Here is a 17,126-nt window from a genome sequence, read left to right as displayed (position 1 = left end):
AGTACTGAAACCAGTATACCCGAATGTGAAATGATTGACAAGAACTGTAAAAATCACTATACTGATTCTGTATTATGCCATCGGGAAGGTATATTTTGCCCGGGCCAGAGCAGGAGAGCATTGACAGAGTGAAAGAAAAAATTTCGAAGGCAGTTATATCCAGACTTCCGCGATATTACAGGTATCTTGCAGATCTGAAGGAGGAAAATGTTGACAGGATTTCTTCCAACGATCTGGCAAAGCGCATGCATGTGACAGCCTCACAGATTCGTCAGGATCTGAACAATTTCGGCGGCTTCGGTCAACAGGGCTACGGCTACAATGTGAGTTATCTGCACGGTGAGATCGGGAAGCTTCTGGGGATAGATCGTCAGAATAAGGTGATTATTATCGGTGCCGGCCATATTGGACAGGCACTGGCAAATTATCAGAACTTCAGCAGAAGGGGCTTTCTTGTCAAGGCCCTCTTTGATATTGATCCCGAGGTGATAGGCAGGAATATACGGGGAGCCGAGGTATATAGTCTGGACAGACTGGAGGAGTATCTCGCGGAGAATGAAGTTGATATTGCGACGCTCACCCTCCCGCGGGATCGGGCGCTGGAGGTCGCAAACCGCCTCTGCGCCTGCGGAATCAAGGCGATATGGAACTTTGCGCACACAGATCTTAATGTGGGAGAGGACGTTCTGGTGGAGAATGTACACCTCTCCGAGAGTCTGATGCAGCTCTCCTATCGCATGCTGGCGGCACGCGAGGCGGAGGAGGAGAGGATGAAGCACGCGGAACAGCTGAAGCTGGATCACAGGAGAAGATCTGAGAAGGCAGGCGGGCTGCGGAAGGAGCTTCCGGGAGCATGATCATCGGCGTCGGGACAGATATTACCGAAATCGAACGAATGGAACAGGCCCTTAGAAGTGAGGGTTTTTTGAGACGCGTCTTTACTGAGGAAGAACGCCGGCAGTCGAAGGGGAGGGCTCCCTTTCTCGCCGGCTGTTTTGCTGTTAAGGAAGCAGTGGTAAAATGTTTCGGAACCGGCTTCTCAGGACTGGAGCCCGCAGAAATTGAGGTTCTGCGGGATGAGAGAGGCAAGCCTGTTGTGCAGCTTTATGGAGCCGCAGCGGCCTGCTTCTCAGAAAAGAAGGGGAGCCGCATTGAGGTCTCCATCAGCAATACGAAGGAGCTGGCTGTCGCCTTTGCAGTGCTGGAGGGAGAGGAAGGCGAGGTGCGCTGTGACAGAGCTTGATGGTGTGCTGCAGTATGAGACAGAGGATCTCTCCCGGATTCCGCCGCGAAGACAGGGAGCCAATAAGGGAAGCTACGGACAGGTGCTGATCATCGCCGGCTCCGTGGGCATGAGCGGCGCGGCCTATCTCTCCGCGCTTGCCGCCTACCGAACCGGGGCAGGGCTGGTGCGAATCCTCACGCCGGAGGCGAACAGAAGCATACTTCAGATTCAGCTTCCCGAGGCCATCATCAGCAGCTATCACCCGGAGGACATCACGGAGAAGCGGGACAGCTGGATGAAGCAACTCACGGAGCTCATGGAGTGGAGCAGTGTCGTCGTGCTGGGACCGGGGCTTGGCAGAGCAGGCTATGTAAAGTCTCTCGTCGAGGATGTGCTTCAGACCGCCTTTGTACCGCTTATCGTGGATGCCGATGGACTGAATACCATTGCGGAGTACCCGTATCTCACGGGCTTCTACACGGAGAATTTTATTCTGACGCCGCATATCAGGGAGATGTCGCGGCTCACGGGAAAGCCTGAGGAGGAGCTTCTTTGCGACAGCCTGCGGGCGGCGACGGAATATCGCGATACCTATGGCGTGAGCTGCTGCCTGAAGTCTGAGCATTCCGTGATCGCAGCTGTGGACGGGAAACTGTATCGCACAGTCTCCGGCACGCCTGCACTTGCGAAGGCGGGAAGCGGAGATGTGCTGACAGGGATTATAGCGGGGCTCTATTGTCTCGGCATGGAGGAATCGGAGGCCGCGGCTTTCGGCTCTTTCCTTCACGGGCTTGCGGGGCGCAGGGCGGCGGAGCGCTGCTCTGCCCATGGCGTACTGGCGAGGGAGATTGCGGACGCCGTTCCGGAAGTGATGCGCGCTGTGCCGGGAATCAGCATATAGGAGTGTGCACAGAGATATGGAGAATCCATACAGAAGGACCTGGGCAGAGATCGATCTGGACGCTCTGGTTCAGAATGTAAAGAAAATGCGGGCCATGTTGCCGGCGGGCTGCCGTATGGCTGCGGTTGTGAAGACGGACGGCTATGGTCACGGCGCGGTTCCAGTGGCGCTTGCGCTGGAGAAATATGCGGCGTTCTACTGCGTGGCCTCTGCAGAGGAGGCGCTGAATCTGCGTCTCCACGGCATAGAGAAGCCGGTGCTGGTGCTGAGTTCTGTGATCGGTGCGGACTATGAGCGCCTGATTGCAGAGGATATCCGTCTCACAGTCTTCACCATGGCAGAAGCGGAGGCGGTGAGCAGAGCAGCGCAGCGCATTGGGGCTGTGGCGAGGCTGCATCTCGCGCTGGACACCGGAATGCACAGGATCGGAATGCGTCCTGATGCGGAGGGGCTTTTGCTTGCACAGCGCATCGCGGCCCTGCCCGGGGTTCAGATCGAGGGACTTTTCACCCATTTTTACCGCGCAGATGAGGCGGATCTGAGCCCGGCGAGAGAGCAGCTCCGGCGCTACAGAGAATTCCGGACAGAGCTCATGAGGCGGGGCATCACCCCGCAGCTCTGCCATGTTGCAAATTCCGCCGGGATCATGGAGCAGCTCGGAACGGAGCTCGATATGGTGCGCGCGGGCATCACCATGTATGGCATCTATCCCTCGAAGGAGGTGAACCGGTCGAGGCTCCCGCTCTGTCCGGTGCTCTCATGGCGAAGCAGCGTCAGCTATGTGAAGGAGATAGAGCCCGGGGATGAGGTGAGCTACGGCGGGACGTTCCGGGCAGAGCGGCCGCTCCGCATCGCGACTGTCTCCGTCGGCTACGGAGACGGCTATCCGCGCATGCTCGGCGGGAGGGCGGATGTGCTGATCGCCGGGAAGCGTGCCGCAATTCTGGGGCGGGTCTGTATGGATCAGCTCATGGTCGATGTCAGTGATATTCCGGAGGCGGAGCCCGGGAGCAGGGTGACGCTTATCGGGCGGGATGGAGAGGAGCAGATACAGGTGGAGGAGCTCTCGTCTCTGATAGAGCGCTTTCCCTATGAACTGATCTGCGACATCGGGCGGCGAGTTCCGCGCGTCTATCTCCAGGACGGTCAGATTACGGGAACGAAGGACTGGTTCTCAGATCTCTATGAGGATTTTGAGCAGAGCCGAAGGGCGAAAGGGGTTTAATTGCTGTTATGGACAGTCAGTTGCCGGGGACGGTGATATTTCTTCTGTTTATAGTACTGGATGCTGTTATTTTTGGCTTTGGCTCCGCGATTCAGAATGTGAGCGACACAGAGCTTGCCCGCAGGATGGAGGGGGGAGATGAGAAGGCGGCGCGCATACTCCGCATCATGAACCGCCCCGGGAAGTTTATCAATTCCCTGCAGCTCATCTCCGTGCTGCTGGGACTTTTGGGCGGGGCGGTGGTGCTGCAGCCGCTCTGCAGGGCGCTCGCGGAGTCCATGGGGGGCGCCGTCGGAACGTGTCTCTCCGATCCGCTCGCAACCGGACTGAGTATGATGGTGGCGGCGGTGCTGCTGATCAGCTTCGGCGTCGTGCTTCCAAAGCGGCTCGCACGGCGCAGCCCGGAGAAGTGGGCCTATGCCTGCATCACCCCCGTGAATTTTCTGATGGGGCTGGTCACTCCGCTGCGACTCCCGGTTCAGTGGATCTCAGCGCTGTTTCTGCGTCTGGCGGGCATTGATCCGGACAGTGCGGAGGAAAATGTCACCGAAGAGGATATCATGTCCATGGTCAACGAGGGACATGAGCAGGGTGTGGTCGAGTCGGACGAGGCGGAGATGATCACGAATATCTTCGAGCTGAACGACAAAACTGCGGGAGATGTCATGACGCACAGAAAGCATGTGAGCGCGCTGGACTGCGAGATGAGACTCTCGGATGCGGTGGATTTTATTCTGAACGAGGGACGGAATTCCCGCTTTCCCGTGTACCGTGAGGACATTGACGATATCACGGGGCTTCTGAATATGAAGGATGCGATGATCGTCTCACATGAGGGACGCTACGGGGAGCGCAAACTCTCGGAGATACCGGGACTTCTCCGGGAGGCACATTTCATTCCCGAGACGCGGGCGCTCGACACGCTCTTCCGGGAGATGCAGTCCCAGAAGATTCATATGGTGATCGTCGTGGACGAGTACGGACAGACCGCCGGTATTGTGACGATGGAGGACATACTGGAGGAGATTGTCGGAAATATTGTCGATGAGTACGACAGCGAGGAGGAGCTCATTCAGGCACTGCCGGACGGCTCGTGGATCATGGGCGGCATGACCCTGCTCTCCGATGCGGAGGAGACGGCCGGGATTCCCTTCACAGAGGCGGAGACGGAGAATTTCGACACGCTGAATGGCTTTCTGATCGCGCAGCTGGACCGCATCCCAACAGACGGGGAGCGGCTCAGCCTCTCGGCGCACGGCTTTGAGTTCCAGATACTCCGGGTGCAGAACAAGATCATACGCAGTGTGAAGGTCATCTGGATCGGGGAGTAGAGGTTGACGGCAAAAAACAGGGGTGTTAGTATTATCACTATACATAAAGCAAAGGAGCTGGATTCATGTCAGGACATTCAAAATTTGCAAACATCAAGCATAAAAAGGAGAAGAACGACGCCGCAAAGGGCAAGATCTTTACCGTGATCGGCCGTGAGATTGCAGTTGCAGTCAAGGAAGGCGGACCGGATCCGGCGAACAACTCCAGACTGCGCGACGTGATTGCAAAGGCAAAATCAAATAACGTTCCGAACGATACCATAGAGCGCGGCATCAAGAAGGCCGCCGGAGATATGGACAGCGTGAATTACGAGCAGAACGTCTACGAGGGCTATGGTCCCTCCGGCGTCGCGATCATAGTGGAGACGCTGACCGACAATAAGAACCGCACGGCCGCAAATGTACGCGCGGCTTTTTCAAAGGGCAGCGGCAATGTCGGCACGCCGGGCTGCGTATCCTTTATGTTTGACCGCAGAGGTCAGATCCTTATTGATAAGGAGGAGTGCGATCAGGATCCCGATGAGCTTATGATGTTTGCTCTGGATGCCGGCGCAGAGGATTTCAATGATGAGGAGGACAGCTATGAGGTTCTGACCTCACCGGAGGATTTTTCCGCGGTGCGAGAGGCCTTTGAGAAGCAGGGCATCCCGATGCTGGAGGCGGATGTCCGCATGATTCCGCAGAACTGGGTCAGCTTAAAGGATGAGGAGGATCAGAAGAAGATGCAGCGTATACTGGATCTTCTGGATGAGGACGATGATGTCCAGGCGGTGTATCACAGCTGGGACGAGGCATAAGCTGAATTTGGCAGAAATGAGAGAGCAGAGAGATCTGCTCTCTTTTTTGCTACAAAAAGGGGGGAGGCGCAATGACAAAACTGAATCAGCATACCAAACGCACAGCGGTCATTGCTGCGCTGCTCATTCTGCTGGCAATGTTCCTGCGCATGATGAAGTGGATGATCCCCGTAGCGTCAACTGTTGATTTTATCACAGGTGTTCTGCGTGCTTCCATGCGAAACAGTATGCTGAACGGATGTAGTGCAGAGAGCCATGTGAGCCATGTTTTATCAGACCGGTTGAGTTCAAGACCTATGGGATGGAGCCAGGTTGGTGCAGACAGAATGAGTAAGCTTAGATGTTATGAGAGAAACCACGGTAGAGGCAAACTTATAGACCTTGTACGATACAGCAGAAAGCAGCGCATTATCAAAGCTACAGGAACGGACTGCGTGCCTGTCAGAGAAGTAGCATTAAGGGAAATAAGGAAAGAGCATTATAATAAGGCGAAAAGTTACATTGAGCTGATACAGGCAAGTATTCCCGGAACAAGCGCAAGGAAGGCGGCTTCAATAAGGGGGCATCTGAGGCTGATTTGATTTTGACAGCTCATAAGTAGAACTGTAAAATGATGAAAATAAAAGTCGAGTCAAGTATCATAGGTTAATTCTATTCTTTTCCAACTGACAACAGGTTTACTCCATCACACAGGAAGTGTTTCTTGAGCGCAGTGACGAAATATGATATGATGGCGGCAGAACCCCGATGCCTTCGGGGATGCATACAGTGAGGACAGTACAATGAAAAAAAGACGTGTCATGCTGAAGCTCTCCGGTGAGGCACTGGCCGGAAAGGGCGGAAGGGGCTATGACGAGGCGGTGGTGCGCGGCGTTGCGCGTCAGGTGAAGGCTTCAGTGGACGCAGGCGTGGAGGTCGGCATAGTGACAGGCGGCGGAAACTACTGGAGAGGCAGGACCAGTGAGGCAATCGCGCGCACGAAGGCGGATCAGATCGGAATGCTTGCGACGGTGATGAACTGCATCTATGTATCGGAGATCTTCCGCACAGAAGGGATGAAGACAGCGATACTCTCTCCTTTTATCTGCGGAACGATGACGGAGCTGTTCTCTGTGGACCTCGCAAATCGTTATTTTGAGGAAGGACGCGTGCTCTTTTTCGCGGGAGGCACGGGACATCCCTACTTCTCAACAGACACGGGGATTGCGCTCCGGGCGGTTGAGGTTGGCGCGGACGCGATCCTTCTCGCAAAATCCATTGACGGCGTCTACTCTGCGGATCCGAAGCTTGACCCCGGGGCGAAGCGCTTTGACAGCATTACCATGCAGGAGATGATAGACAAAAAGCTTGCGGTCATCGACCTCACGGCGAGTGTGCTCTGCATGGAGAACCACATTCCGCTTGCAATTTTTGATCTGAATGAGGAGAATTCCATAGACAACGCGATGCGCGGCAAGGTAAACGGGACCATCGTGACGGTGGACTGAATATAGGGAGGAAATCATGGCTGAACTGAAGAGTATGCTCAATGAGCTTGAGGAGAGAATGGACAAGACCGTAGACTTCATGAAGGATGAGTTTGCGACCATACGTGCGGGAAGAGCCAATCCCCATGTGCTTGACAGACTGACGGTCGATTATTACGGCACGCCCACCCCGCTTCAGCAGGTGGGGAATATCTCTGTTCCCGAGGCAAGGATGATCCTCATTCAGCCCTGGGACAAGAGTCTTCTGAAGGCGATAGAGAAGGCGATCCAGGTTTCTGATCTTGGAATCAATCCGACGAATGACGGCACCAGCATCCGCCTTGTATTTCCGGAGCTCACTGAGGAGCGCAGAAAGATGCTTGTGAAGGACATCAAGAAGAAGGGCGAGGCGGCCAAGATCGCGGTCAGAAACATTCGCCGCGATGGAGCAGACAACTTTAAGAAGCTTGAGAAGGCAGCGGAGATCACAGAGGATGATCTCGCGGTTGGAAACGATAAGCTTCAGAAGCTGACCGATAAGGCTGTTGAGAAGATCGACAAGGCGGTTGAGGCAAAGAATAAAGAGATTATGACAGTCTGAGCTGCGTCTTTGTGACGCAGAGCTTTTCGCACGGGCGGGCCAGAGTTCGGCTCGCCCGTGATGAGCTTATGGGAGGAACAGAGAAAATGGGCGGAAAACTGGAAGGCAAGGTGATTCCGGAGCATATCGCGATCATACTGGATGGAAACGGACGCTGGGCAAAGAAGCGTGGTCTACCACGTGCCATGGGGCACAAGGCGGGCTGTGAGGCGGTGGAGCAGACAGTGCGCGACTGCGCGCGGCTCGGAGTGAAGTATCTCACGGTCTATGGCTTTTCTACAGAGAACTGGAAGCGCAGCGAGGAAGAGGTCGGCGCGCTCATGAACCTGTTCCGCTTCTATCTGAAGAAGCTTTTGAAGGTTGCGAAGGAGGAGGGCTGCCGCTGCCTGATGATAGGAGACAAGCGGCGCTTCGCTCCGGATATTATTGCCGGGATAGAACAGCTCGTCGAGGAGACAAGAGACAACAGCGGTATGAGCTTTATCATCGCAATCAACTACGGTGGACGCGATGAGCTGACGCGTGCGGTACGACGCCTGATCCGGGAGAGAGATGCTCTGCCGGAGGAGATGCGAAAAGAGGTGACGGAGGAGGCGATCGCGGCCTGTCTGGACACAGCGGGAATACCGGATCCGGATCTTTTGATCCGCACCAGCGGAGAGCTTCGGATATCCAATTTCCTTTTGTGGCAGATCGCTTACAGTGAGATTTATGTCACGGATATTCTGTGGCCAGACTTTAATATGGCGGCGCTGGAGGATGCGATACTTGCCTATAACGGCAGAGAGAGGCGCTTCGGGGGAAGGAAGAGCTGAGTATGTCTCGAGTGATGGAAATCGTGAGCAGCCGGAAGTTCCAGACGCGGCTCATAAGCGGTATTGCGCTGGTGATACTCGCGATCCTTGTGATCGGGAGAGGGGGGCTGCCGCTCTTTCTGACCATGATGGCAGTGTCGCTCATAGGCCTCTTTGAGCTCTACCGAGTGGTGCGGATGGAGCGGGAGCTGCTCGGGCTGATCGGCTATCTCGGCGGTCTGAGCTATTACCTTCTGCTCTGGAACAATATAGGGCGCTACGGTATGCCGGTGATGATCGGCGTGCTCATGGCGCTGATGGCGGTCTTTGTCATCACCTATCCGCGCTATCGCACGGAACAGATCGCAGTCGGTCTTATGGGGATTCTGTACACGGTGGTCATGTTTTCCTATGTGTACAGGGTGCGGGAGATGCATGACGGAAAATACCTGGTCTGGATGATATTCATTTCCAGCTGGGGCTGCGATACCTGTGCTTATGTAGTGGGGATGCTGTTTGGACGCCATCATTTTGCACCGGTGCTCAGTCCGAAGAAGACAGTGGAGGGTTCGATCGGCGGTGTGATCGGCGCAGGGCTGCTGGGGCTGATCTACGGACTGCTGCTGGGCGACCAGATGGAGGAATTACTGCACGCGGGCTTTGCCTGCTTCTTTGCCTGTGCAATCGGTGCGCTGATCTCGCAGATCGGAGATCTCGCGGCGTCCGCAATCAAGAGAGATCACGAGGTAAAGGATTACGGGACGCTGATACCCGGGCACGGAGGTGTGCTGGACCGCTTTGACAGTCTGCTCTTCACCGCTCCGGCAATCAGCTTTGCCCTCTACCTCTATCGGCTCTTTGGAGGGCTTTAATTGCGGGAATATCCGCAGGAGGAGAAATGAGAAAGATATCAATTTTGGGTTCCACGGGCTCCATCGGGACGCAGACACTGGAGATCATCCGAGCCAGGAAGCGAAGCATTCAGGTCACAGCGCTGGCGGCCCGCTCCAATATAGAGCTGCTGGAGCAGCAGATCAGAGAATTCAGACCCCGGCTCGCAGCTGTCTGGGATGAAAAGCGGGCGGCGGAGCTCGCCCACCGCGTTGCAGACACGAAAACAGAAGTCCTCGCAGGGAGAGAGGGGATACTTGCCGTCTCCGCTGCGGAGGAGGCGGACACGCTGGTCACCGGAATTGTCGGCATGATAGGCATAGAACCGACCATTGCTGCAATTCGCGCAGGAAAGAATATCGCACTTGCAAATAAGGAGACGCTTGTCTGCGCAGGTCATATCATCATGCCGCTCGCAAAGAGCTGCGGGGTGAAGATACTTCCGGTGGACTCGGAGCACTCCGCAATCTTTCAGTGCCTTCGCGGCAACAGCGGAAATCGCATCGAGAAAATACTGCTCACCGCGTCCGGAGGCCCGTTCCGGAGGCTCTCAGAGGAGCAGCTGAAAAAGGTCACTCTGGAGGACGCACTGAAGCACCCGAACTGGAGTATGGGGCCAAAGGTCACGATAGATTCCTCAACGATGGTGAATAAAGGGCTTGAGGTCATGGAGGCACACTGGCTCTTTGATGTGGACATAGACCGGATTCAGGTTGTGATCCAGCCACAGAGCATCATTCATTCCGCGGTGGAATATGCAGATGGCGCGGTGATTGCGCAGCTCGGGACAGCGGATATGAAGCTGCCCATACAGTACGCGCTCTTCTATCCGCGGCGTCTTCCAGTGACCGGCGGTTCCCGTCTGGACTTTGCAGCGCTCTGCGGCATAGAGCTGGCGGCGCCTGACATGAAAAAGTTCCCCGGCCTTGCACTCGCATTTCACGCAGGAAGAACAGGGGGGAGTCTTCCGACCGTATTCAATGCGGCGAACGAGGTCGCAGTGGCGGCCTTCCTGAAGAAGAAGATTTCCTATCCGGATATTGCAAAGCTTATCCACTCAGCGATGGAGGAACACGAGAAAGCAGGCGTTCTGCCGCAGCCGACGGTCAGAGATATACTTGCGATACAGGCGGATACGGAGCGTCAGCTCACACAAAGGTTTGCGCTATGACAAATATCATCGTTGCACTGCTTCTGTTCAGCTTCATTGTCTTTTTTCATGAATTCGGACATTTTCTTGCGGCGCGCGCCATGCGGGTACGCGTACTGGAGTTTGCGCTGGGCATGGGACCTCGCCTCTTCTCTGTACAGCCAAAAGAGACAGTTTATTCTGTGCGGGCGCTGCCGATTGGCGGTTTTTGCAGCATGCTGGGCGAGGACAGCGAGGAGGAAGAGAGCGCAGAGGACAGCCTGAATCAGAAGTCCCCCTGGGCGCGCCTTTTTATCGTGGTGGCCGGCCCGCTGTTCAATTTTTTACTCGCGTTTTTTCTGGCGATCTTCATCGTCGCTGCGGTGGGGGTGGATCGCCCTGCGCTCGTTGCTGTCACGGACGGCTATCCCGCAGCAGAGGCAGGCATTCGGGCCGGAGATCTGATCACAGAAATCAATGGACGGCACATCGTGTTTTTCCGGGAGATCACAGATCTGCTCTATTTTAACCAGAATGAGGCGGTCGATGTCACCGTGCAGCGACAGGCGGGCGGGGAGGAGCAGGAGCTCTCCTTCCGGCTTGTGCCGCAGTACTCAGAGGAGTACCAGAGCTATATGCTCGGCATTCAGGTGCAGGGAGGAAGACAGGCAGTGCGGGGGACAGCGGAGCTCGTCTATTATGCCGCACAGGAGACACATTACGCGGTGAGCTCGACCATAAGGGGGCTCCTGCTGCTCATCAAAGGCAGAGTATCAACAGGGGAGCTCACAGGGCCCGTCGGGATCATCGGCGCAATCGGTGAGACCGTAGATGAGACGCGTCAGTACGGGCTCTTTGCAGTGCTTTTGAATCTTGCGGGTCTGGGACTCATACTCAGCGCCAATCTTGGCGTTATGAACCTGCTGCCCATTCCGGCGCTCGATGGAGGGCGGCTGGTATTCTGCCTCATCGAGGGTATCTCCCGCAGAAGCCTCAACAGAAAAGTAGAGGGCTATATTCATCTGGCGGGATTTGTGCTGCTGATGGCGCTCATGGTGTTTGTTATGTTTAATGATATTGGGAGGCTGACAGGCTGAGATGGCAGAGAGAAGAAAAACGAGAGAGATAAGGATCGGAGACCGCGTGATCGGCGGAGGGAATCCCATTCTGATTCAGTCGATGTGCAATACAAAGACAGAAAATGTCGCAGCGACGGTGCAGCAGATTCAGGTGCTCGAGGCAGCGGGCTGTGATATTATCCGCGTTGCGGTGCCAAATATGGATGCGGCAGAGGCGCTGCGGGAGATCAAGAGACAGATCCGCATTCCGCTTGTCGCAGATATTCATTTTGATTACCGGCTGGCAATTGCAGCCATGGAGCATGGTGCGGACAAGATTCGGATTAATCCCGGAAATATCGGCGCCAAGGAGCGAATTCAGGCAGTCGTCGACTGTGCGAGAGAAAGAGATATCCCCATTCGCGTCGGTGTGAACTCGGGCTCTCTGGAAAAAGAGCTTGTGGAGCGCTACGGCAGCGTGACAGCAGAGGGAATCGTGGAATCTGCGCTGGATAAGGTGCGTATGATCGAGGAGATGGGCTATCATCAGCTGGTTATCAGCATCAAGTCCTCAGATGTGCTCATGTGTGTGCGCGCGCATGAGCTGATCTCCGAAGCCTGCGACTATCCGCTGCACGTCGGAATCACAGAGGCGGGGACTCTGATGCGCGGCACGATCAAGTCCTCCGTGGGGCTCGGCATCATACTGCACGAGGGGATCGGGGACACGATACGGGTATCTCTGACCGGAGATCCGGTGGAGGAGGTGCGTTGCGCAAAGCAGATCCTGAAGACGCTGGGCTTAAGGCATGGAGGTGTCGAGGTGGTGTCATGTCCGACCTGCGGCAGAACGCAGATTGATCTGATTGGTCTTGCGGAGCAGGTGGAGAAGCTGGTGGAGCGCTATGATGCGCTGGATCTGAAGGTGGCTGTTATGGGCTGTGTCGTGAACGGTCCCGGAGAGGCCAGAGAGGCCGATTTCGGCGTTGCAGGAGGAAGCGGTGCGGGTGTGCTCATCCGGAAGGGAGAGATCATCCGGACGATGCCGGAGGAGGAACTGCTTCCCGCGCTGGAGGAGGAGCTCAGAAAGGCAGCGGCGCAGAGAGCCTAGGGTTTGATTGGAGCACAGGATGAAGCAATTCACAGAGGTTTTTCGGGGCTTTGCAGCGAGCGAGGCGGATGCAGCTCTGGTGGAGCTTTTGTCCGTGGAGCGGGTCACCGCCTCAGAGGACATGTCCAGCCTTTCGGTCTGGATCAACTGCCCGAGACTCATCGAGAGCAGTGTGTTTCGGGGACTGGAGCAGGAGCTGAAGCGGCAGCTGTTTCAGAACAAGCGGCTCAGCATTTGCATTCATGAGCGTTTTACCCTCTCCGGCAGCTTTACGCCGGAGATGATTTTTGACGCCTATAAGGACAGCGTGCTCGCTGAGCTCCAGAGGAAAAATCTCATCGCCTATCGCATTCTGAGCCGCGCGGAGTGCAGCTTTTCTGAAAACTGCATGGAATTTACAGTGGAAGATATGCCGCTGAACCGGAATGTTGTGGAGAAGCTCCGGCGCTATCTCTCGGAGGAGATCTTTGAGAGGCGCTGTGGTATGAGTGTAGAGCTGAAGCCACATTATATTCCCTATATTCCTCCGAAGGAGGAGCAGAAAAATATTGCGGAGAGGGCTCCGGAGCGTGAGGAGAGCAGGGGGGAGGAGGAGAGCTTCCTGATCTCAGATACAGCCTCACTTGCAGTCTCGGATTCCCTGCCCTTGGAAGGAGAGGAGGAGAAGCGCAGTCCACGGAAGGAACAGGGCCCTGGAGAGAGCGGGCACAGCACAGCTTCGAAGAAGCCTGAGGGGCAGAAGAACGGAAGAAAGCCGGGCGGTGGTTTTACTCCCCGGCGGGATGGGAGAAGCTTCCGCGGGGAGCGTCCCTTCCGCAGAGGGCCACAGCGCCCGGACAATCCGGATGTCCTCTATGGCAGAGATTTTGAGGATGAATTTATCGCCCTCAGGGATGTGAATTCCGTCATGGGCGAGGTGTCCATACGGGGACAGATCTTTGAGCTGGACAGCTTTTTTATTGAGCGCAGCGGCAGCACGCTCTTCATCTTTTCCATCACAGATTTTACAGATTCTATCACTGTGAAGCTTTTTTTCCGCGGAGAGGGAGAGGAGCTCGACACTCTGAAGGGGATATTAAAGAAGGGAAGCTTCTTAAAGCTGCGCGGTGTGACCTCCATTGACAACAGAGACGGAGAGCTGATTATAGGCTCGGTGCGCGGCATCAAGAAATGTGAGCCCTTTCAGGAGAGCAGCCGGGAGGACCATGCGCCGAAGAAGCGCGTAGAGCTGCACTGCCACACGAAGATGAGTGATCTCGATGCCGTGAGCTCTGCAGAGCAGATCATAAAGCAGGCAAAGCGCTGGGGCATGGATGCGATTGCAATCACCGATCACGGAAATCTGCAGGCCTTTCCTGAGGCGTGGCACACGGTAAGCGGCGATCCGCTTGCCTGGCCGAAGATCATCTACGGTGTCGAGGGATACCTCGTGGATGATCTGAAGGAGTTGGTTGTAAACCCCGGAGAGAAAACACTTGACGATTCTTTTGTCGTCTTTGATCTCGAGACCACAGGCTTCTCCGCAGTGAAAAATCAGATCATAGAGATCGGTGCGGTGAAGGTCGTCGGAGGCAAGATCACGGAGCGCTTCTCCAGCTTTGTGAATCCGCGCATTCCCATTCCCTTCCGGATCGAGCAGCTCACCCACATCAGTGATGCAATGGTGAGCAATGCGCCCGGAATTGAGGAGGTGCTGCCGGAGTTCCTGAAATTTTGCGAGGGCTCCGCTGTGGTCGCGCACAACGCAGGCTTCGATACCGGATTTATCCGGGAGAAGTCAAAGCTGCTGGGGCTTTCGTATCATCCGACTATACTCGACACGGTGAGTCTCGCGCATATACTTCTTCCGCGCCTGAACCGCTACAAGCTGGATACAGTTGCGCGGGAGCTGGGCGTCTCCCTGGACAATCATCACCGGGCCGTGGATGATGCGGGCTGCACGGCAGAGATATTCGTCCGTTTTGTGGAGATGCTCAAGGCTCGCGGGCTGCACACGCTGAGGGAGGTATCTGCGCTGTCTGAGACCAACCCGGATGTCGTGAGGAAGATGAACACCTATCACGTCATTATCCTCGTGAAAAATGAGCTGGGGCGGGTGAATCTCTATCGTCTGGTCTCTGACTCCAATCTGAAATACTTTAATAAAAAGCCGCGTATCCCAAAGAGCGAGCTTAAGAAGTACCGGGAGGGCCTTATCATCGGGAGCGCCTGCGAGGCCGGGGAGCTCTTTCAGGCGATGCTCCGGGACGAGAGCGAGGAGGCTGTGAACCGCATTGCCTCTTTTTATGATTATCTGGAGATACAGCCGATCGGGAACAATCTTTTTATGATCGGTGACGATCACTACACGGTGGAGTCCGAGGAGGATTTAAGAAATATAAACCGCAGGATCGTGAAGCTCGGTGAGGATCTGGGCAAGCCGGTCGTCGCGACCTGTGACGTGCACTTCCTGAATCCGGAGGATGAGATATACAGGCGCATGATCTTTTTCGGAAACAAGTACAGCGATGCCGACAGTCAGCCGCCGCTTTTTCTCCGGACGACAGAGGAAATGTTGGAGGAGTTTGAGTATCTGGGAGCGGAGAAGTGCGAGGAGGTCGTCATTACCAATACGCGGCGCATCGCTGCGATGGTCGAGCGGATCTCACCGGTGCGGCCCGACAAATGCCCGCCTGTGATCGCGGATTCGGATAAGAAGCTCACGGAGGCCTGCTATCAGAAGGCCTATGAGCAGTACGGGAATCCTCTTCCGGAGATCGTGAGGAGCAGACTGGAGAAGGAGCTGGGCTCCATCATAAAGAACGGCTTTGCCGTGATGTATATTATTGCACAGGAGCTGGTGCGTCACTCCAACGAGGAGGGCTATCTTGTGGGCTCGCGGGGCTCGGTCGGTTCCTCCTTTGTCGCCTATACTGCAGGAATCACAGAGGTAAATCCGCTGCCGCCGCACTACTTCTGCCCGGAATGCCAGTACTCGGATTTTGATTCAGAAGTGCCGCAGAGCTACGCGGGAACCGCAGGCTGCGACATGCCGGATGCGGTCTGCCCGCACTGCGGTGCGAAGCTTAAGAAGGATGGCTTTGACATTCCCTTTGAGACCTTTCTGGGCTTTAAGGGAGATAAGGAGCCGGATATTGATCTGAACTTTTCCGGTGAGAATCAGTCCTCCGCGCACGCCTATACCGAGGTGATATTCGGAAAAGGGCAGACTTACCGCGCGGGCACGGTGGGAACGCTCGCGGAGAAGACGGCATTCGGCTATGTCAAAAATTACTTTGAGGAACATGGCGCACGAAAGCGGAAGTGCGAGATCAACCGGCTGGTACAGGGCTGCATCGGTGTGCGGAGAACCACGGGACAGCATCCCGGCGGCATCGTGGTGCTGCCGAAGGGAGAGTCAATTTATTCCTTTACTCCGATACAGCATCCAGCGAACGATATGAACACGCCGATCGTCACGACACATTTTGAGTATCATGCGATTGACCACAACCTCTTAAAGCTGGATATACTGGGACATCAGGATCCGACCATGATACGCATGCTTCAGGATCTGACACACATTGATCCGGTAAAGGACATTCCGCTGGATTCGCCGGAGGTCATGAGTCTCTTTCAGAGTCCTGCCGCGCTGAAGGTAAAGCCGGAGGATATTTTGGGCTGTAAGCTGGGGGCGCTTGGAATCCCGGAGTTCGGCACGGACTTCGCCATGAACATGGTGCTGGAGGCAAAGCCGAAGGGGTTTTCCGATCTCGTCCGCATCGCGGGGCTTGCGCACGGCACGGACGTGTGGCAGGGCAATGCGGAGGTTCTGATCAGCGAGGGGACGGCGACCATCAAGACAGCTATCTGCACCCGCGACGATATCATGCTGAGTCTCATCAAGTGGGGGCTGGAGCCGCAGGAGTCCTTTAAAATCATGGAGTCCGTCCGCAAGGGTAAGGGGCTTAAGCCCGAGTGGGAGGCGGATATGCGGGCGCACGAGGTTCCGGACTGGTATATCTGGTCCTGCAAGAAGATTAAGTACATGTTTCCGAAAGCACATGCGGCGGCCTATGTCATGATGGCCTGGCGCATCGGCTACTGCAAAATCTTCTATCCGCTCGCTTACTATGCGGCGTATTTCACCATACGTGCGACGGGCTTCTCCTATGAAGTGATGTGTCAGGGACAGCAGAGGCTGGAATTCTTTCTCGCAGAGCTTAAAAAACGGGATTACAGTGGAAACCGCAGCGACCCGCTGTCTCCCAAGGAGGCGGATATGATCAAGGACGGGCGCATCGCACAGGAGATGTACGCACGCGGCTTTGAATTTATGCCGATTGATCTCTATCAGGCCCATGCGACGCGCTTCTCCATCGTGGACGGAAAGATCATGCCGGCGCTGACCTCCATTGACGGGCTCGGGGAGAGCGCGGCACTGCAGATCGTGGAGGCGGCAAAGCAGGGAGAGTTTATATCAAAGGACGATTTCAAGTCCCGGAGCGGAACGGGGCAGACGACCTGTGACCTGCTGGATCGCCTGGGAATACTCGGGAAATTGCCGGAGAGCAATCAGCTGTCGATTTTTGATTTGTGAGAGCGCTGCGCTCCTAAC

The 17,126-nt window shown here is 55.6% G+C and carries 15 protein-coding genes; all 15 read left to right on the top strand.

The genetic code is table 11. The features are described from left to right. The first annotated feature begins 74 nt into the window (after nucleotides 1–74). Complete coding sequence (locus J2S20_RS08005; protein WP_416389002.1) at nucleotides 75–857, top strand: redox-sensing transcriptional repressor Rex; 783 nt, start codon at nucleotides 75–77, stop codon at nucleotides 855–857. Further along, nucleotides 854–1,243: a holo-ACP synthase gene (gene acpS, locus J2S20_RS08000; RefSeq protein WP_106612595.1), complete on the top strand. Its 390-nt coding sequence runs from the start codon at nucleotides 854–856 to the stop codon at nucleotides 1,241–1,243. The genes J2S20_RS08005 and acpS overlap by 4 nt, the downstream gene beginning before the upstream one ends. Then, nucleotides 1,230–2,126 (top strand): NAD(P)H-hydrate dehydratase, encoded by an 897-nt coding sequence (locus tag J2S20_RS07995; protein WP_307254824.1) that lies wholly within the window; start codon nucleotides 1,230–1,232, stop codon nucleotides 2,124–2,126. The genes acpS and J2S20_RS07995 overlap by 14 nt, the downstream gene beginning before the upstream one ends. 16 nt (nucleotides 2,127–2,142) lie before the next feature. Then, nucleotides 2,143–3,351, top strand: a complete 1,209-nt coding sequence (alr, locus tag J2S20_RS07990) for an alanine racemase (protein WP_307254822.1) — start codon at nucleotides 2,143–2,145, stop codon at nucleotides 3,349–3,351. Between the two features lie 8 nt (nucleotides 3,352–3,359). Next, on the top strand, nucleotides 3,360–4,682 hold the full coding sequence (locus J2S20_RS07985; protein WP_307254820.1) for a hemolysin family protein: 1,323 nt from the start codon (nucleotides 3,360–3,362) through the stop codon (nucleotides 4,680–4,682). A 65-nt stretch (nucleotides 4,683–4,747) separates the two neighbouring features. Further along, on the top strand, nucleotides 4,748–5,479 hold the full coding sequence (locus J2S20_RS07980) for a YebC/PmpR family DNA-binding transcriptional regulator (protein WP_307254818.1): 732 nt from the start codon (nucleotides 4,748–4,750) through the stop codon (nucleotides 5,477–5,479). Nucleotides 5,480–5,550: 71 nt separating this feature from the next. Then, nucleotides 5,551–6,060 carry a UPF0236 family transposase-like protein gene (locus J2S20_RS12350; RefSeq protein ID WP_307254816.1) on the top strand — a complete coding sequence of 170 codons (510 nt, stop codon included), beginning with the start codon at nucleotides 5,551–5,553 and terminating at the stop codon, nucleotides 6,058–6,060. Nucleotides 6,061–6,261: 201 nt separating this feature from the next. Beyond that, nucleotides 6,262–6,966 carry a UMP kinase gene (gene pyrH, locus J2S20_RS07970; protein ID WP_106612606.1) on the top strand — a complete coding sequence of 235 codons (705 nt, stop codon included), beginning with the start codon at nucleotides 6,262–6,264 and terminating at the stop codon, nucleotides 6,964–6,966. Between the two features lie 34 nt (nucleotides 6,967–7,000). Continuing rightward, complete coding sequence (gene frr / locus J2S20_RS07965) at nucleotides 7,001–7,546, top strand: ribosome recycling factor (protein ID WP_416389003.1); 546 nt, start codon at nucleotides 7,001–7,003, stop codon at nucleotides 7,544–7,546. Between the two features lie 86 nt (nucleotides 7,547–7,632). Next, nucleotides 7,633–8,361 carry a polyprenyl diphosphate synthase gene (uppS, locus tag J2S20_RS07960; RefSeq protein WP_307254811.1) on the top strand — a complete coding sequence of 243 codons (729 nt, stop codon included), beginning with the start codon at nucleotides 7,633–7,635 and terminating at the stop codon, nucleotides 8,359–8,361. 14 nt (nucleotides 8,362–8,375) lie between these two features. Continuing rightward, entirely contained in the window at nucleotides 8,376–9,212 is an 837-nt protein-coding gene (locus J2S20_RS07955) for a phosphatidate cytidylyltransferase (RefSeq protein WP_242933976.1), read from the top strand. Nucleotides 9,213–9,238: 26 nt separating this feature from the next. Beyond that, nucleotides 9,239–10,402: a 1-deoxy-D-xylulose-5-phosphate reductoisomerase gene (locus J2S20_RS07950; protein ID WP_307254809.1), complete on the top strand. Its 1,164-nt coding sequence runs from the start codon at nucleotides 9,239–9,241 to the stop codon at nucleotides 10,400–10,402. After that, a complete protein-coding gene (locus J2S20_RS07945) occupies nucleotides 10,399–11,457 on the top strand; it encodes a M50 family metallopeptidase (RefSeq protein WP_307254808.1) in 1,059 nt (352 codons plus the stop codon). The genes J2S20_RS07950 and J2S20_RS07945 overlap by 4 nt, the downstream gene beginning before the upstream one ends. A gap of 1 nt (nucleotide 11,458) precedes the next feature. Next, a complete protein-coding gene (gene ispG, locus J2S20_RS07940; RefSeq protein WP_307254805.1) occupies nucleotides 11,459–12,529 on the top strand; it encodes a flavodoxin-dependent (E)-4-hydroxy-3-methylbut-2-enyl-diphosphate synthase in 1,071 nt (356 codons plus the stop codon). A gap of 19 nt (nucleotides 12,530–12,548) precedes the next feature. Next, complete coding sequence (locus J2S20_RS07935) at nucleotides 12,549–17,108, top strand: PolC-type DNA polymerase III (RefSeq protein WP_307254803.1); 4,560 nt, start codon at nucleotides 12,549–12,551, stop codon at nucleotides 17,106–17,108. Nucleotides 17,109–17,126: the final 18 nt, after the last annotated feature.

Origin of the sequence: Moryella indoligenes, assembly GCF_030812885.1 — a bacterium.
Lineage (GTDB): Bacteria > Bacillota > Clostridia > Lachnospirales > Lachnospiraceae > Moryella > Moryella indoligenes.
Note: the sequence above shows the minus strand (reverse complement) of the source record. Positions and strands in the feature narration are given on the sequence as shown.

What these genes read in the sequence shown, in the direction of transcription:
- alr (WP_307254822.1), top strand. Translation starts at nt 2,143, where the DNA reads ATGGAGAATCCATACAGAAGGACCTGGGCAGAGATCGATCTGGACGCT.
- J2S20_RS07945 (WP_307254808.1), top strand. Translation starts at nt 10,399, where the DNA reads ATGACAAATATCATCGTTGCACTGCTTCTGTTCAGCTTCATTGTCTTT.
- J2S20_RS07985 (WP_307254820.1), top strand. Translation starts at nt 3,360, where the DNA reads ATGGACAGTCAGTTGCCGGGGACGGTGATATTTCTTCTGTTTATAGTA.
- J2S20_RS12350 (WP_307254816.1), top strand. Translation starts at nt 5,551, where the DNA reads ATGACAAAACTGAATCAGCATACCAAACGCACAGCGGTCATTGCTGCG.
- acpS (WP_106612595.1), top strand. Translation starts at nt 854, where the DNA reads ATGATCATCGGCGTCGGGACAGATATTACCGAAATCGAACGAATGGAA.
- uppS (WP_307254811.1), top strand. Translation starts at nt 7,633, where the DNA reads ATGGGCGGAAAACTGGAAGGCAAGGTGATTCCGGAGCATATCGCGATC.
- ispG (WP_307254805.1), top strand. Translation starts at nt 11,459, where the DNA reads ATGGCAGAGAGAAGAAAAACGAGAGAGATAAGGATCGGAGACCGCGTG.
- J2S20_RS07955 (WP_242933976.1), top strand. Translation starts at nt 8,376, where the DNA reads ATGGAAATCGTGAGCAGCCGGAAGTTCCAGACGCGGCTCATAAGCGGT.
- J2S20_RS08005 (WP_416389002.1), top strand. Translation starts at nt 75, where the DNA reads ATGCCATCGGGAAGGTATATTTTGCCCGGGCCAGAGCAGGAGAGCATT.
- frr (WP_416389003.1), top strand. Translation starts at nt 7,001, where the DNA reads ATGCTCAATGAGCTTGAGGAGAGAATGGACAAGACCGTAGACTTCATG.
- J2S20_RS07935 (WP_307254803.1), top strand. Translation starts at nt 12,549, where the DNA reads ATGAAGCAATTCACAGAGGTTTTTCGGGGCTTTGCAGCGAGCGAGGCG.
- pyrH (WP_106612606.1), top strand. Translation starts at nt 6,262, where the DNA reads ATGAAAAAAAGACGTGTCATGCTGAAGCTCTCCGGTGAGGCACTGGCC.
- J2S20_RS07950 (WP_307254809.1), top strand. Translation starts at nt 9,239, where the DNA reads ATGAGAAAGATATCAATTTTGGGTTCCACGGGCTCCATCGGGACGCAG.
- J2S20_RS07980 (WP_307254818.1), top strand. Translation starts at nt 4,748, where the DNA reads ATGTCAGGACATTCAAAATTTGCAAACATCAAGCATAAAAAGGAGAAG.